This window comes from Herbaspirillum frisingense GSF30 (assembly GCF_000300975.2).
Classification (GTDB): Bacteria; Pseudomonadota; Gammaproteobacteria; order Burkholderiales; family Burkholderiaceae_D; genus Herbaspirillum; species Herbaspirillum frisingense.
This window is the reverse complement of sequence record NZ_AEEC02000021.1, coordinates 60,498-74,579: the sequence shown is the minus strand read 5'-3', so window position 1 is coordinate 74,579 and position 14,082 is coordinate 60,498. Positions and strand designations below refer to the sequence as shown.

Annotated in this window: 15 protein-coding genes; 7 read left to right on the top strand and 8 right to left on the bottom strand. The window is 64.1% G+C overall.

Features of this window, described 5'->3' with window-relative positions; genetic code table 11:
* Position 1 precedes the first annotated feature (1 nt).
* The 3 genes from alaS to ugpQ all read right to left on the bottom strand — a co-directional run bounded on the left by alaS (position 2) and on the right by ugpQ (position 4,193).
* Positions 2–2,626 carry an alanine--tRNA ligase gene (gene alaS, locus HFRIS_RS15365; protein WP_006464317.1) on the bottom strand — a complete coding sequence of 875 codons (2,625 nt, stop codon included), beginning with the start codon at positions 2,624–2,626 and terminating at the stop codon, positions 2–4.
* 356 nt (positions 2,627–2,982) lie between these two features.
* Positions 2,983–3,198, bottom strand: coding sequence for a hypothetical protein (locus HFRIS_RS15360; protein ID WP_006464316.1), 216 nt, complete (start codon positions 3,196–3,198; stop codon positions 2,983–2,985).
* Positions 3,199–3,443: 245 nt separating this feature from the next.
* A complete protein-coding gene (gene ugpQ, locus HFRIS_RS15355) occupies positions 3,444–4,193 on the bottom strand; it encodes a glycerophosphodiester phosphodiesterase (RefSeq protein ID WP_006464315.1) in 750 nt (249 codons plus the stop codon).
* A gap of 165 nt (positions 4,194–4,358) precedes the next feature.
* On the opposite strand from ugpQ, the gene HFRIS_RS15350 reads away from it, so the two are divergent.
* From HFRIS_RS15350 to HFRIS_RS15340, 3 genes are read left to right on the top strand one after another with little or no spacing between them, the layout of a single operon-like run.
* Positions 4,359–4,643, top strand: a complete 285-nt coding sequence (locus HFRIS_RS15350; RefSeq protein ID WP_006464314.1) for a 2TM domain-containing protein — start codon at positions 4,359–4,361, stop codon at positions 4,641–4,643.
* Between the two features lie 48 nt (positions 4,644–4,691).
* On the top strand, positions 4,692–5,834 hold the full coding sequence (locus HFRIS_RS15345) for a sensor histidine kinase (protein WP_006464313.1): 1,143 nt from the start codon (positions 4,692–4,694) through the stop codon (positions 5,832–5,834).
* Between the two features lie 37 nt (positions 5,835–5,871).
* On the top strand, positions 5,872–6,678 hold the full coding sequence (locus HFRIS_RS15340) for a LytR/AlgR family response regulator transcription factor (RefSeq protein ID WP_006464312.1): 807 nt from the start codon (positions 5,872–5,874) through the stop codon (positions 6,676–6,678).
* Between the two features lie 43 nt (positions 6,679–6,721).
* Here the strand turns inward: HFRIS_RS15340 and HFRIS_RS25590 are convergent, their stop codons facing one another.
* The gene (locus HFRIS_RS25590; protein WP_167331827.1) at positions 6,722–6,862 is read right to left on the bottom strand and encodes a hypothetical protein; all 141 of its coding nucleotides are present in this window, start codon (positions 6,860–6,862) and stop codon (positions 6,722–6,724) included.
* Positions 6,863–7,164: 302 nt separating this feature from the next.
* Here HFRIS_RS25590 and HFRIS_RS15335 point away from each other — a divergent pair, with 302 nt between their 5' ends.
* Both HFRIS_RS15335 and HFRIS_RS15330 read left to right on the top strand, forming a co-directional pair.
* Positions 7,165–8,916: a glutamine--tRNA ligase/YqeY domain fusion protein gene (locus tag HFRIS_RS15335; RefSeq protein WP_006464311.1), complete on the top strand. Its 1,752-nt coding sequence runs from the start codon at positions 7,165–7,167 to the stop codon at positions 8,914–8,916.
* Positions 8,917–9,037: 121 nt separating this feature from the next.
* Positions 9,038–9,400, top strand: coding sequence for a hypothetical protein (locus HFRIS_RS15330; RefSeq protein WP_006464310.1), 363 nt, complete (start codon positions 9,038–9,040; stop codon positions 9,398–9,400).
* A 94-nt stretch (positions 9,401–9,494) separates the two neighbouring features.
* Here the strand turns inward: HFRIS_RS15330 and HFRIS_RS15325 are convergent, their stop codons facing one another.
* From HFRIS_RS15325 to HFRIS_RS25305, 4 genes are all read right to left on the bottom strand, one after another.
* The gene (locus tag HFRIS_RS15325) at positions 9,495–10,508 is read right to left on the bottom strand and encodes a transporter (protein ID WP_006464309.1); all 1,014 of its coding nucleotides are present in this window, start codon (positions 10,506–10,508) and stop codon (positions 9,495–9,497) included.
* A gap of 115 nt (positions 10,509–10,623) precedes the next feature.
* A complete protein-coding gene (locus HFRIS_RS15320; RefSeq protein ID WP_006464308.1) occupies positions 10,624–10,857 on the bottom strand; it encodes a hypothetical protein in 234 nt (77 codons plus the stop codon).
* Positions 10,858–11,140: 283 nt separating this feature from the next.
* Entirely contained in the window at positions 11,141–12,436 is a 1,296-nt protein-coding gene (locus HFRIS_RS15315) for a solute carrier family 23 protein (protein ID WP_006464307.1), read from the bottom strand.
* Entirely contained in the window at positions 12,387–12,785 is a 399-nt protein-coding gene (locus HFRIS_RS25305; protein WP_152486706.1) for a hypothetical protein, read from the bottom strand. Before HFRIS_RS25305 ends, HFRIS_RS15315 begins: the two co-directional genes overlap by 50 nt.
* On the opposite strand from HFRIS_RS25305, the gene HFRIS_RS15310 reads away from it, so the two are divergent.
* Together HFRIS_RS15310 and HFRIS_RS15305 are read left to right on the top strand one after the other, a co-directional pair.
* Positions 12,784–13,086, top strand: a complete 303-nt coding sequence (locus HFRIS_RS15310) for an antibiotic biosynthesis monooxygenase family protein (protein WP_006464306.1) — start codon at positions 12,784–12,786, stop codon at positions 13,084–13,086. The two genes, HFRIS_RS25305 and HFRIS_RS15310, sit on opposite strands and share 2 nt — an antisense overlap.
* Positions 13,087–13,317: 231 nt before the next feature.
* Entirely contained in the window at positions 13,318–13,944 is a 627-nt protein-coding gene (locus tag HFRIS_RS15305; RefSeq protein ID WP_081626871.1) for a DUF3828 domain-containing protein, read from the top strand.
* The last annotated feature ends 138 nt before the right edge of the window (positions 13,945–14,082 follow it).

The following is a 14,082-nucleotide window of genomic DNA, read 5'->3' as shown; positions in this document are numbered from 1 at the left end:
CTTACAGTTTGGACTGGACCCAGCCCGCCACGCCCTGCAGGGCGCCCGGGAGGGCCGCCGGCTCGGTACCACCGGCCTGGGCCATATCGGGACGACCGCCACCCTTGCCGCCCACCTGCTGGGCGACGAAGTTGACCAGTTCGCCGGCCTTGACCTTGGCGGTGGCATCGGCCGTCACGCCTGCGATCAGGCTGACCTTGCCATCCTTGACGCTGCCCAGCACGATGGCGGCGGTCTTGAGCTTGTCCTTCAACTTGTCCATGGTCTCGCGCAGGGTCGCCACGTCGGCGCCTTCCAGCGTTGCCGCCAACACCTTGATACCGTTGATGTCAACGGCCTGGCTCACCAGTTCGTCGCCCTGGCTGGAGGCCAGCTTGGACTTCAGCGATGCCAGCTCCTTTTCCAGTGCCTTGACCTGGTCCTGCACCTGGCCGATGCGCGGCAACAGTTCTTCCGGCTGGGTCTTCAGGGCGGCAGCGGCCTCGGCCACCCGGGCCGACAGCGACTGCACCAGCGCCAGCGCGCCTTCGCCGGTGACCGCTTCAACCCGGCGGATGCCGGCCGCGACGCCACCTTCGGAGACGATCTTGAACAGGCCGATATCACCGGTACGGGTCACGTGGGTACCGCCGCACAGTTCGGTGGAAGTACCGATGGAGAGCACGCGCACCTGGTCGCCATACTTTTCACCGAACAGCGCCATGGCGCCGGCGGCAATCGCGTCGTCGTAAGCCATCAGTTGGGCGCCGGTGGCGACGTTGGCCAGCACTTCGCGGTTGACGATGTCTTCCACGCGACGGATTTCGTCGGCGGTCATCGGCGCGTTGTGACTGAAGTCGAAACGGGTCTTGTCGGCATCCACCAGCGAACCCTTCTGCGACACATGCGAACCCAGCACTTCACGCAGGGCCTTGTGCATCAGGTGGGTGGCCGAGTGGTTGCGCATGGTGCGCGCGCGCTGGTCGGCATCGACCTTGGCCTCGACGGCGTCGCCGATGGCCAGGCTCCCCTTGATCAGTTGACCATGGTGACCGAACACATCGGCCTGGATCTTGTGCGTATCGGCCACGGCGAACAGGGCATTGGCCGCTTCCAGCGCACCGGCATCCCCCGACTGGCCGCCGGATTCGGCGTAGAACGGGGTGGTATCGAGCACCACGATGGCGTCCTGGCCGGCCTCGATCTTCTGCACCGGGCTGCCGGCCACGTACAGCGCCACCACCTTGGCCTGCTGGGCCAGGGATTCGTAGCCGACGAAGCGGGTCTTGTCGCCGGTGTACTCGATGGCAGCAGCCATCTTGAACTTGCCGGCGGCGCGGGCGGCGCTCTTCTGGCGTTCCATGGCGGCGTTGAAGCCGGCCTCATCCAGTTCGACATTGCGCTCGCGGCAGATGTCGGCGGTCAGGTCCAGCGGGAAACCGTAGGTGTCGTACAGGGTGAAGGCAGTCTCGCCGTCCAGCTTGCCGGTATTGGCAGCCAGTGCGGCTTCCAGGATCTTCATGCCGTGTTCCAGGGTTTCGCCGAAACGTTCTTCTTCCTGCTTCAGGACCATCTCGACGCGCTCGGCGGCTTCCGGCAGTTCCGGATAGGCGGCGCCCATCTGCAGCACCAGGTCCTTGACCAGCTTGTGGAAGAACGGCTTGGTCTGGCCCAGCTTGTGACCATGACGCAGGGCGCGGCGGATGATACGGCGCAGCACGTAGCCGCGACCTTCATTGCCGGGGATGACGCCGTCGACGATCAGGAAGGAAGTCGCGCGAATGTGGTCGGCAATCACGCGCAGCGAGGCGTTGGACAGGTCGCTGATGCCGGTTTCGCGGGCCGCGGCCTTGATCAGTGCCTGGAACAGGTCGATCTCGTAGTTGCTGTGAACGTGTTGCAGGATGGCCGCCAGGCGCTCCAGGCCCATGCCGGTATCGACGCAGGGCGCCGGCAGCGGGGTCAGGGTGTATTCGCCGGTGGCCGCATCGAGCTGGCGGTCGAACTGCATGAACACGTTGTTCCAGATTTCGATGTAGCGGTCGCCGTCAGCGTCCGGGCTACCCGGGGGGCCGCCCCAGACGTCCGGGCCGTGATCGTAGAAGATTTCCGAGCAAGGGCCGCAGGGGCCGGTCTCGGCCATCTGCCAGAAGTTGTCGGAGGCATAGGGCGCACCCTTGTTGTCGCCGATGCGCACCACGCGCTCCGGCGGCAGGCCGATTTCCTTGGTCCAGATGTCGTAGGCCTCGTCATCGGTCTGGTAGACCGTGGCCCAGAGCTTGTCGGCCGGCAGGCCATAGACCTGGGTCAGCAGTTCCCAGGCCCACTTCAGCGATTCGCGCTTGAAGTAGTCGCCGAAGGACCAGTTGCCCAGCATTTCGAAGAAGGTATGGTGGCGCGCGGTGTAGCCGACGTTTTCCAGGTCGTTGTGCTTGCCGCCGGCGCGCAGGCAGCGCTGCACGGAGGTGGCGCGCACGTAGTTGCGCTTGTCGGTGCCCAGGAACACGTCCTTGAACTGAACCATGCCCGAATTGGTGAACAGCAGGGTCGGGTCATTGCCCGGCACCAGGCTGGAGGAACGGACGATGGTGTGTTCTTTGGATTCAAAGAATTTCAGAAACTTGTCGCGAATTTCGGCTGAGTTCATGTTCGAAGACGGATAAATGGACCTGATGCCGCCGGAAAGAGGCAGATTCGGCCCGATGATAGTCGGTGCAAAAAACGATTGCGAACCGATGATTATACGTGATCCGGCGCCGATGGGCGGGCTTCAAGGGTCCCCTCGGGCAGCCTCGTGCAAGCTCATGCAGGCGCCATCAGCTCGCCCTGACGGCCCGCAACGACGGACGAAAAAAAACCCGCCGGGATGACCCCGGACGGGTTACAGGTTCGGCTGACCCGGTACTGCGCGCTACCCTGCGCTCCCCGGTCCTTAACAATGTCAGCCTGACCTTCCGGTAAAGCAGGTCGCCGGCCAGGTCTTCCGGCCGGCGGCAACCGCAATCAGGCGCCCTTGTTGATGGGCACTGCCGGCGCGGCCTTCTTGGCGTGCTTCTTGTGCTTCTTCTGCTTTTTCTTGGCGTGCTTCTTGTGCTTCTTGTGAGCAGGCTTGGCGGCCGGCGCTTCGGCTGCGGGAGCCGCTGCCGGTGCGGGCTGGGCCATGACCGGCATGGCGAAGGCGGCGACGAGTACGGCGGCCAGCAGTTTGTTGATCTTCATCGTTTTCCTCTATCTCTCAGTGTTGTGTGCTCCACAAGTCCACCGGCGTGCTCACGGGCGCCGGCCTTGTGTTTCCTTAACGCAGGGCTTTTGCGAGACGTTGACAGCATCCTGACAACTTTGGCTGACAGCGTCGACCGCAGGGAAATCATAGCGGGCGAGCCATGATTCAGTCCGCCGGTAAGAGCGCGATTTGCCGTTCATTTCCACGCTGCGCGATGCCCGCTAGCAAGAGCCTCCCCCGTTCACGCTGCCCAGGCATCGGCGGCGATCAGGTCGATGCGGTCGGTGCAGAAGGCATCCACGCCCCAGGCGCGGATTTCGGCGGCACGTGCCGTATCGTTGACGGTGTAGCAGAACAGGCCCACGCCAGCATCCTTGACGCTGGCCGCCAGGGCCGGGGTCAGGTGCTTGTGGTTGGTATGCAGGGCGACCGCCTGCAACTGCGCCAGGCGCTGCTGCCAGTCTTCTGGGATCACATCCACCAGGAAGCCGCGCGGCAACTGCGGCGCGGTCTCCTGCGCAGCCAGCAGGGCCTCGAACGAGAACGAGGACAGCACCGGCAAGGCGGCACCGCTGACTCCGGCAAAGCGCCGCGCCACCGCCTGCGCGGTCAGCTCGGCGGTGCGCCGCGCATGTTCCGGCGCGGCCGGCTTGATCTCGACGTTCATCCAGATGCCCTGTTCCAGGCAAAAATCCAGGCACTGCTCCAGGGTGCAAATGCGCTCGCCGGCAAAGGCGGGGTCACGCCAGGCACCGGCTTCCAGCTCGCGCAACTCGGCCCAGTCGGTCTCGGCGATGCGCCCGCTGCCGGGCAGGGTGCGCCCGCGCTGGGGATCGTGCATCAGGATCGGGACCTCATCGCGGGTGAGCATGACATCGAACTCCACTGCACGATAACCGTGCTGCAGACCGGCGCGAAAACCGGCCAGCGTGTTTTCCGGCGCCAGCGTGCCGCCGCCGCGATGAGCAAGAATCCTGGGATAGGGCCACATGAAGTTCTCCGAAGGGTGGGCCGCATAAGGTAGTGCAGATCACGCCGCGCTTCAAGCATCCGGCACCCGCGCTGCTACCGTTGGTCGCACGGCGCTGGCCCTACACCCTGCCGACGCGCATGCTGCGGGCCTGATCCATCCAACCAGCCCGACAAGGAGAGTGCCATGCGCGATACCGAGCTTCACAACGACACCACCCACCCCGACTACCTGTGCGCCGAGCGGCGCGTAGCGCGCCAGCTGGGCTTTTTCAGGCATCTGGCGATCTACCTGGTGGTCAATGCCGGGCTGATGCTGGTCAGCCTGCTCACCCCGCATCCTCACTGGTGGAGCATCGGGCCTCTCCTTGGCTGGGGAATCGGGGTACTATTCCACGCCTTGAGCGTATTCGGGCGCTTTCCCGCCGACTGGAAAAAGGCGATGATCGCGCGCGAACTGCGCCGCCGCTGAGCGGGCAGCGCGCCCCTCGGCCGCTTGTTTGCACTCTCCCAGGACCGCATGACCCCACACGATACTTCCGTCCCGCCCCGCCTGCTCCTGCTGCTGCGCGAACTGGCGCTGGCCCTGCTGCCCACGCTGGTGATCAACCTGCTGTGCGCGCTGGCCGTCACCTACCTGCTGCGCATTGGCGGCAGCTTCTATGAAAACCTGCAGGTATCGATGTGCATCGGCCTGCTCGCCATGCTGTTGATCAACGGCAGCCGCCTGCTGCTGTGGGGTAACGACGCCCCCAACAAGCTGGGCATGCTGCTGGTGATCGTGGTGATGGCACCGCTGGCGGTACTGCTGGGCCGGGTGCTGGCCAGCCTCTTGATGGGCCAGCCCATCCTGAGCCTGGTGCCGGAGCACAGCGACAGCATCATCGCGGTCATCGTGCTGACCTTCCTGGTCTGTTTCGGCGCCACCCTGTTCTTCTGGAACCGCCAGAAGATGGCCGCCCTGGAAGCCCACGCCACCCAGGTCGAGAAGCAGGCCGTGCAGGCCCAGCTGCAGATGCTGCAAGCCCAGATCGAGCCGCACATGCTGTTCAATACCCTGGCCACGCTGCAGTCGCTGATCAGCACCGATCCGCTGCAGGCCGAGCTGATGCTCAACCAGCTGGTGCAATACCTGCGCACCACCCTGTCGGCCTCGCGCGCCGACAGCACCTCGCTGCAAAAGGAATTCGACCTGATCAAGGCCTATCTGGGATTGATGTCGCTGCGCATGGGCATGCGCCTGTCCTATACCCTGCAATTGCCGGAACACCTGGGCCGCCTCAGGCTGGCACCGATGCTGCTCCAGCCCCTGGTCGAAAACGCCATCAAGCACGGTCTCGAACCCAAGGTCGACGGCGGTAACTGCACCGTGCGCGCCGCCGTGCATAACGACATGCTGGTCCTGAGCGTGCTCGATACCGGTGCCGGCCTGCCCACCAGCATCAGCCTGAACCAGCCACCACCGCAGAAGGAGCCGGTGATCGGCATGCATTTCGGCCTGGACAATATCCGCGAACGTCTGGTCACGCTCTATGGCCCGCTGGCCGAACTGATCATCACCCACAACGTCCCGGCCGGCGCCATGGCGCAGATCACCATCCCGCTGAAGGCACTCAAGAGCGCCCACCGCACCACGCGCCACAACCGCGCCCTTGATGCCTAAAAACCTTGTCTGAAGAATCCTTCACTCTGGAGCCATCATGGCCGTCCCTACAGCGCTGATCGCCGAAGACGAACCCCTGCTGGCCCAGGCGCTCCGGCAGGCACTGGCCCAGGCCTGGCCGGCACTGCCACCGCCGCAACTGGCGGCCAATGGCATCGAGGCGCTGGAGCTGACGCTGGCGACCCTGCCCGATGTGCTGTTTCTGGATATCCGGATGCCCGGACTGACCGGGCTGGAAGTGGCGGCGCAGCTGGGGGAGGAATGGCCGGTGCAGCGGCCCTTCCCGCTGCTGGTGTTCGTGACGGCCTATGACGATTATGCAGTGCAGGCCTTTGAACGCGCCGCGGTCGATTACCTGCTCAAACCGGTCACCCGCGAACGCCTGGCGGTGACGGTCGGGCGCCTGCAAACCCTGCTGGCCCAGCGCGCCGCCAGCAGCCAGGATGCCCACCTGGAGCACGCCCTGGCGCAGTTGCGCGCGCTGGCCCTGCCCGCTCCCGGCGACAAGCCACCCCGGCTGGACTTCATCCGCGCCGCCGTGGGCAGCCGGGTGAGGATGATCCCGGTACAGGACGTGTTGTACTTCGAAGCCACCGACAAATACGTCAACGTGGTCACCGCCGAGGGCGAGGCCCTGATCCGTACCAGCCTGCGGGAACTGATCCCGCAACTGGACCCGCAGCAGTTCTGGCAGGTCCATCGCGGCATCGTGGTCCAGGCCCGTCGGATACAGGCCGCGCAGCGCGACGAAGCGGGCAAGCTGTGGCTCACCCTGCATGGCCGACCTGACGGCCAGCGGCTGCCGGTGAGCCGCCTCTTCGCCCATCTGTTCAGGCAGATGTGATCCAGGCCAGTACCGGGAATATCAACGACCGATCAGCGGCCGATCAGCGCCCGTAGTAATAACCCGGGCCGTAATAAGGGCGGTAATAGTGCGGTTGCGGCGGTCCGGCCGGCACCACCACGCAGGCGGAAAGGGTTGCTGCCGCCACGCCGGCGGCGACGACCAGTTTGATCAGTCGATTCATGATTGCGCTCCTTTTTCTTGTCCGCCCCTGCCTGCAAGGGGTCCGGAATGTTCACTTGACCCGGCACGCTGCCAAGTCATGGGCGCAGATTGCCAGCCGCCCCTCCTGACAGGTAATTCCCACCCGTATCTTGTGTAACAAGAAAAGTGTCTCCCAAGGCAATCAGCCTGATCACCAAGCTGGACCATGCGTTGTCTCCCGGCAAAAAATCTGGCCCTGGCAGCCGCAAAGCCCGTTGAAATCGGGCACGTGCGGTAAAATGCTTGCCATCTGAATAAACAGGCATTCCTCCGATTCATCTCATGAGCAACGAACTGAAAAACGGTCACACCCCTGCCCCCTCCACCAATTTCCTGCGCGGCATCATCGAATCCGATCTGGTTTCCGGCACCTACGCCGAGCGCAGCAACGGTCAGGGCGAGGCCCTGCCGCAGGTGGTGACCCGTTTTCCGCCCGAGCCCAACGGCTACCTGCACATCGGCCACGCCAAGTCGATCTGCCTGAACTTCGGCCTGGCCGCCGACTACGCCGGCCGCTGCCACATGCGTTTCGACGACACCAACCCGGAAAAGGAAGAGCAGGAGTACGTCGACACCATCCTCGACTCGGTCAAGTGGCTGGGCTTCTCCTGGGAGCACGACGGCAAGTCGCACCTGTACTACGCCAGCAACTACTTCGACGTCATGTACGCCTGTGCCCAGGCGCTGATCCGCAAGGGCCTGGCCTATGTGGACGAGCAGAACGCCGAGCAGATGCGCGAGAACCGCGGCACCCTCACCGAACCCGGCAAGAACTCGCCCTGGCGTGACCGCCCGGCCGAGGAATCGCTGCGCCTGTTCGATGAAATGCGCGACGGCAAGCATCCCGACGGCTCGCTGATCCTGCGCGCCAAGATCGACATGGCCAGCCCCAACATGAACCTGCGCGATCCGGCCATCTACCGCATCCGCCATGCCACCCACCACAACACCGGCGACAAGTGGCGTGTCTACCCGATGTACACCTTCGCGCATCCGATCGAGGACGCGCTGGAAAACATCTCCCACTCCATCTGCACCCTGGAGTTCGAAGACCAGCGCCCCTTCTACGACTGGCTGCTGGAGCAACTGGCCGAGGAAGGTTTCTTCAGGAAGCCGCTGCCGCACCAGTACGAATTCGCCCGCCTGAACCTGACCTACATCATCACCAGCAAGCGCAAGCTGCGCCAGCTGGTCGATGAAAAGATCGTCTCCGGCTGGGACGACCCGCGCATGCCCACCATCGTCGGCCTGCGCCGTCGCGGCTATACCCCGGAAGCGATCCGCTTGATGTGCGACCGCACCGGCGCCTCCAAGAACAACAGCTGGATCGACTTCAGCGTGCTCGAAGGCGCACTGCGCGAAGACCTCGACCCCAAGGCCCCGCGCGCGGTGGCCGTGCTGCGTCCGTTGAAGCTGATCATCGACAACTTCCCCGAAGGCGTGTCCATCGATTGCAGCGCCCCGGTCTATCCGCCGGCGCATCCGGAACACGACACCGCCCACCGTCACTTCCCCATTACCCGGGAACTGTGGATCGAACGCGAAGACTTCATGGAAGTGCCGACCAAGGGCTACTTCCGCCTCTTCCCCGGCAACAAGGTGCGCCTGCGCTACGGTTACGTGGTCGAATGCACCGGCTGCGACAAGGACGAGCACGGCAACGTCATCGCCGTCCACTGCAACTACTTCGAAGACAGCAAGAGCGGCACCGAAGGCAGCTCCAACTACAAGGTCAAAGGCAACCTGCACTGGGTCAGCGCGGACCACGCCCTGGCCACCGAAGTGCGCCTGTACGACCGCCTCTTCTCGGACCCGCATCCGGATGCCGGCGGCAAGGACTTCCTGGCGGCCTTGAATCCGAACTCCAAGGAAGTCATCACCGCGTACCTGGAGCCGACCCTGAAGAACGCCAAGCCGGGCGAGATCTACCAGTTCGAACGCCACGGCTACTTCGTGGCCGACCGCGTCGACTCGACCGAAGGCCAGCCGATCTTCAACCGCGCGGTCACGCTCAAGGACAGCTGGGGCAAGTAATCCCGGTATTCCGGGGAACCGGCCGCAAGGCCACGCGGGCGGCGCCATGCGCTACGCCGTCCGTGCACGGGAAGGCGCAGCGGCGTGGACAACTCCACGCGGACGAGCAAGGGGAAGGCTCATGTTCGAGCAGATCAAGATCCAGCGCATGTCGATGGCGTCCATCTACAAGCTGCTGGCCATCGGCACCACGTTTTCGCTGGTACCGTTTTCGACCCTGATGGGGGTCTTGTCGCTATTCGGCGCCCAGACCATCACCTGGGACGGCAAGCACCTGATCGGTTATGACGGCCTGATCGCCTCACCCTTCATCGGGCTGTTCCTCTCGGGCTTCATCACCCTGTTCCTGGGCACGCTCTGCACCATCGGCCTGTGGCTGTATTCGCTGTGGCGCCCGCTGTCGTTGCGGGTGGAAGCAGTGGACAACCTGGACATCGACAAGCTGATCCGCGAGAGCGAGGAAGCCATGGCAGCACGCGACTGAAACGCTGCAGGTGCCTGCCGCAGCTGAAGCGCCCAAAGCGCCTCAAGCGCACAAGGCACCTCGAGCAGCTCAAGCGCCATCAGGAAGATCTTCCTCAGAAGATCTTCATCCACCGCAGGAAAGCCACGGTCGCCACCCCCAGGCCACCCATGAGCCCCATCACGATCCAGAACGAGGTCTCGTCATGCAGACCCGGCAGACCTGCCACGTTCATCCCGAAAATCCCTGACACCAGCGTGGCCGGCATCAACAGCGCGGTCAGGATCGAGAGCGCCATCAGGTTGCGGTTCATCTGCTCCGACATCTGCGACGCGATCTCTTCCTGCAGCAGCTTGGCACGCTCATAGACCGCTTCCACGGTGGAATGCAGTTCATTGAGTTCGTCCAGTGCATGGGTCAGGTCTTCCAGTGCCTCGCGCGGCACCCAGGACGGGCGCAAGCGCTGGAACTGCGCCAGGATGCGGCGTTCCGGCGCGATGAAGCGCCGCAGCTCGGCCAGCTGGCGGCGAATCCCGGAGAGTTCGGCCCGGTCTTCAGCCCGGCGGTCCGACAGCACCGAAAACTCGATGTCGTCCACCTTGTCGTTGAGCTTGTCCAGGCGCGCATTGAATCCGTCGGCCAGGCAGCGCAGCAGCTCGGCGAAGAGGTCCATGGGATTGTCGAAATCACCGCCGTCCAACACCTTCTGGCGCAGCATGTTGGTGGAAATCAGCGGCTGGGTGCGCAGCGTCAGGAGGCGCGTGCGGTCCAGGTAGAAATGCAGCGCCCCCTTCTCGGTGCCGGTGTCGCCGATCTCCATCTTCATGTCGGTCAAGGTGCCGTAGACGCCGTCGGGCGTGGCATGCAGGCCCGGATGGGTGTCGCTGCTGAGCAGGAATTCGGTGATGTATTCGGGGATGCCGCTGTGGTGGGCCAGCCATTGCTGGATCTTCACGTCGGCCGTCTTCACGTGCAGCCAGCTGAACGCCGGCGCGACCGGATGATCATCGACCACCTCGTTCCAGTTCATCTGCCGGGCACGGCCCTCCTCGAAACGGAAGGAGCAGATGAATCCGGCCGGCTCGTAGAGCAGGTGCAAGGCTTGCGGCGTATCCGGCGGATTGTGCATGAGCGGCCAGTCAGGGAAGAGGGCAATCGAAAACCCCGCATTCTAACGACCGTCTTTGACAGATTTGTGACAGCGCCGTGACGATGCCAGGGCGCATCCGGGCCGCCTCAGCCGATCAATAGTTGAAGTTGCGATTGGCCCAGGCTTCACGGGCGGCTTCGCAGACCTTGATCTGGGACTGGTTCATGCCCGATGTGCCATTGAGCTGGCATTGGTCGGATACCGACTTGGCCTCGTCCATATGCTGGCGGAAATAGGCGTAGTCCTTCTTGCCGGCCAGGGCGTCACAGGCCGACAGCAAAGGGAGGGCGATGCACAGCAAGGCTGGCAGGCGGATGGCGGAGTTCATGCGGTGATTCCCCTGATAAGCGAGCCTGGCAAGAGACCTGGCCCGACGACGTGTAGCAGGCTGTCCTGGCCTCCTGCCCGGCCCCCCGGGGCCATGGCGGCGACGCTGCGCTGCAACGCGCCAAAGTATAGACAGCAAACGGAGATTGCTCAACGGAAATTTTCACAAAATCTCCGCCATATCCGAACATTCAGCACGAACAGAACATCAAGGCCGATCGCCCGGAACGGCCCGACCCGAACCGGCCTCTTCCTTCCCGCCCACACGCATTGTCAGGATGGAATCAACCCCGACGCTTGAGCAGCGCATGCAGGATGATCGCCCCGAAGGTGGCGGTACCGATGCCACCCAGCGCGAAGCCGCCCAGCTTGAGGGTGAAGTCGCCCGCGCCCAGCACCAGGGTCACGGCCGCCACGATCAGGTTGGTATTGTTGGAGAAATCGACCTTGTTCTCGACCCAGATGCGGGCGCCGGACACGGTAATGAGACCGAACACCACGATCGATACACCACCCAGCACCGCCCCGGGGATGGTCAGGATCACCGCGCCGAACTTGGGCGAGAAGCCCAGCAGGATGGCGATCACCGCCGCCACAACGAACACAAGGGTGGAGTAGATCTTGGTCACGGCCATCACGCCGATGTTCTCGGCATAGGTGGTCACGCCGGTGCCGCCGACGCTACCCGAAAGCATGGTCGCCAGGCCGTCACCGATGAAGGCACGGCCGATGTAGCGGTCCAGGTTCTGGCCGGTCATGGCCGACACGGCCTTGATGTGACCCAGGTTCTCGGCCACCAGGATGATCGCTACCGGAGCCAGCAAGGCCATCGCGCTGGCCTGGAACACCGGAGTGGCAAAGTGCGGCACGCCGAACCAGGCGGCATTGGCCACGCTGGCAAAGTCGATCGGCTTGCCCAGGCCCAGGCCATTGGCCAGCACTGCATACAGCACATAGGCCAGCAGCAGCCCGACCAAAATCAGCAGGCGCTGCAGCATGCCACGCGTAAACACGGCGACGAAGCCCACGCACAGCACGGTGGCCAGTGCCATCCAGCTGTCGAAATTGCTGCCCGAGACGCCCTTGACCGCGATCGGCGCCAGGTTCAGGCCGATCACCGCCACCACCGCACCGGTCACCACCGGCGGCATCAGCGACTCGATCCAGCGGGTACCGACGCCGGCCACGATCAGACCGATCACCGCATACACCGCTCCGCAGGCGATGATGCCACCCAGCGCCACGCCCAGGTTGGCATTGGCACCGGAACCGGCATAACCGGTCACCGCAATGACCAGGCCGATGAAGGAAAAGCTGGACCCCAGGTAGCTCGGCACCCGGCCGCCCACCAGCAGGAAGAACAGCAGCGTACCGACGCCGGACATCAGGATTGCCAGGTTGGGATCGAAGCCCATGAGCAGCGGCGCCAGCACGGTCGAACCGAACATGGCCACCACGTGCTGCACCCCCATGGCCAGGGTCTGTGGCGCAGGCAGCCGCTCGTCGGCGGCGATCACGGCTCCCTGGCCGTCAGTGGTGCTTTGGCGCAGCCGCCATTGGGGGAAATACGAACCCGACATGGAGATCCCTTTCGTTGTAGATTTGTTTTGATTTTGGATAGATAAAACGGGAGCTAGTGTATTGAGCGCGGCCCCAAATAACAATTGCTGCGGCGCGTGGACGCAAAATAAATCCGTAAAAGATTTCGGCATCCACACGGCTTGCCGCCAGACGGTGCAAAAAACCTGCGCGCACCATGACGACGCCCCAAAACAGGCCACCGCAGGCCGCGCGTGAAAGCTTTTCAGCCGACCACAAATTCCATTGAACGCCGGCCTCCGGGGAAAATGTGATAATCGTGCGGCCCGCCGACGCACCACGGCGCCGGCGCTCACCCTCGACTATGCACTGCACAATGGAGAACCACATGATCCTGGAACTGGCGGACATCCGCATCCAACCCGGCAAGCAAGCCGAATTCGACGAAGCCATCCAGCGCGGCCTGGCGCAGACCATCAGCAAGGCCACCGGCTATCTCGGCCACAAGGTGCAAAAGGGCGTCGAATCGCCAGAGCGCTACCTGCTCATGGTGTACTGGGCCACCCTGGAAAACCATACCGTGGACTTCCGCGAATCGCCCGCCTTTACCGAATGGCGCGGCATCGTCGGCCCCTTCTTCGCCGGCGCCCCGCAGGTGGAACATTTCTCGCTGCTGACCGAATCGGTCTAAGCCCGCCCCCCCCTGATCGTCGGCAGCACCACCGCATTGCCACCCTCTGCAGCGCCTCCAACCGGGGCGCTGCGGAACGTTTGCGACTCGCCCCTGACTAACCGGGCAGACCCAAGAGCGTCAACCCAGCATCAACCCTGCATCAGGCCGTAACCGGGCACAGCGCCCTCTTCGGGGCATATGCCGCCATGACACGAGCACCGGGCAAGACCCGGCGCCAGGAACACCAGGATGACCACTTTGCACCGTCCCGCCCCTCCTCCCCGCCCAGCCTCACCTTCAGCCTCACCCGCGGCCGCCCCCTCTTCCGCCCACGCATTGCGTACCGGTGCCGGCGCCGTCGCCCTGGGCATGCTGCTGATCCTGTCGGGTTGCAACAATTTCAGCGGCGAGGAGCAGCAGCAGGCCGAAGTGGTCGGCGACTTCTACCGCATCCACCTCAAGCACAACGCCCCCGGCCTGCCCTCGGCCGATGAACTCAAGCAGTTCGAACCGCTGGTCAGCCGCTCCCTCTACAACCTGCTGACCCGGGCCGAAGCCGCGGATGCCCGCTACCAGGCCGCCGCCGGCCCGCAGGCGGCCCCCATCGTCGAGGGCGATCTGTTCACCTCGCTCTTCGAGGGCGCCACTTCCTTCGCCGTCCAGTCCTGCGACAGCGAAGCGGATCGCGCCGCCTGCCAGGTGGCCTTCCGCTACCAGCAATCGGGCAGCGACGAATCCTGGAACGACAAGATCCTGCTGGTGCGCGAAAACCGCCAGTGGCGCATCGATGACATCGAATTCATCGGCAACGACCAGTCTTCCCAGCGCGAATACCTCACCGACAACCTCAGCGACGCCATCCAGCAGACCGAGTAAGGCGTCGCCGCAACAAACGTGGCACCCGCTCCAGAGCGAGCCGGCACGCCTCGCCAGCCCGCTTTGACACAGCATTTGCAGCGAATTGGCGGCCTTTTGGCGATGTATTTCGGGCCTTCCTGCCGAGCCGGGAGGCGT

Excerpts from the sequence above, each read along its gene's own strand:
- alaS (WP_006464317.1), bottom strand. The coding sequence starts at position 2,626 with ATGAACTCAGCCGAAATTCGCGACAAGTTTCTGAAATTCTTTGAATCC.
- HFRIS_RS15360 (WP_006464316.1), bottom strand. The coding sequence starts at position 3,198 with ATGAAGATCAACAAACTGCTGGCCGCCGTACTCGTCGCCGCCTTCGCC.
- ugpQ (WP_006464315.1), bottom strand. The coding sequence starts at position 4,193 with ATGTGGCCCTATCCCAGGATTCTTGCTCATCGCGGCGGCGGCACGCTG.
- HFRIS_RS15350 (WP_006464314.1), top strand. The coding sequence starts at position 4,359 with ATGCGCGATACCGAGCTTCACAACGACACCACCCACCCCGACTACCTG.
- HFRIS_RS15345 (WP_006464313.1), top strand. The coding sequence starts at position 4,692 with ATGACCCCACACGATACTTCCGTCCCGCCCCGCCTGCTCCTGCTGCTG.
- HFRIS_RS15340 (WP_006464312.1), top strand. The coding sequence starts at position 5,872 with ATGGCCGTCCCTACAGCGCTGATCGCCGAAGACGAACCCCTGCTGGCC.
- HFRIS_RS25590 (WP_167331827.1), bottom strand. The coding sequence starts at position 6,862 with ATGAATCGACTGATCAAACTGGTCGTCGCCGCCGGCGTGGCGGCAGCA.
- HFRIS_RS15335 (WP_006464311.1), top strand. The coding sequence starts at position 7,165 with ATGAGCAACGAACTGAAAAACGGTCACACCCCTGCCCCCTCCACCAAT.
- HFRIS_RS15330 (WP_006464310.1), top strand. The coding sequence starts at position 9,038 with ATGTTCGAGCAGATCAAGATCCAGCGCATGTCGATGGCGTCCATCTAC.
- HFRIS_RS15325 (WP_006464309.1), bottom strand. The coding sequence starts at position 10,508 with ATGCACAATCCGCCGGATACGCCGCAAGCCTTGCACCTGCTCTACGAG.
- HFRIS_RS15320 (WP_006464308.1), bottom strand. The coding sequence starts at position 10,857 with ATGAACTCCGCCATCCGCCTGCCAGCCTTGCTGTGCATCGCCCTCCCT.
- HFRIS_RS15315 (WP_006464307.1), bottom strand. The coding sequence starts at position 12,436 with ATGTCGGGTTCGTATTTCCCCCAATGGCGGCTGCGCCAAAGCACCACT.
- HFRIS_RS15310 (WP_006464306.1), top strand. The coding sequence starts at position 12,784 with ATGATCCTGGAACTGGCGGACATCCGCATCCAACCCGGCAAGCAAGCC.
- HFRIS_RS25305 (WP_152486706.1), bottom strand. The coding sequence starts at position 12,785 with ATGTGGTTCTCCATTGTGCAGTGCATAGTCGAGGGTGAGCGCCGGCGC.
- HFRIS_RS15305 (WP_081626871.1), top strand. The coding sequence starts at position 13,318 with ATGACCACTTTGCACCGTCCCGCCCCTCCTCCCCGCCCAGCCTCACCT.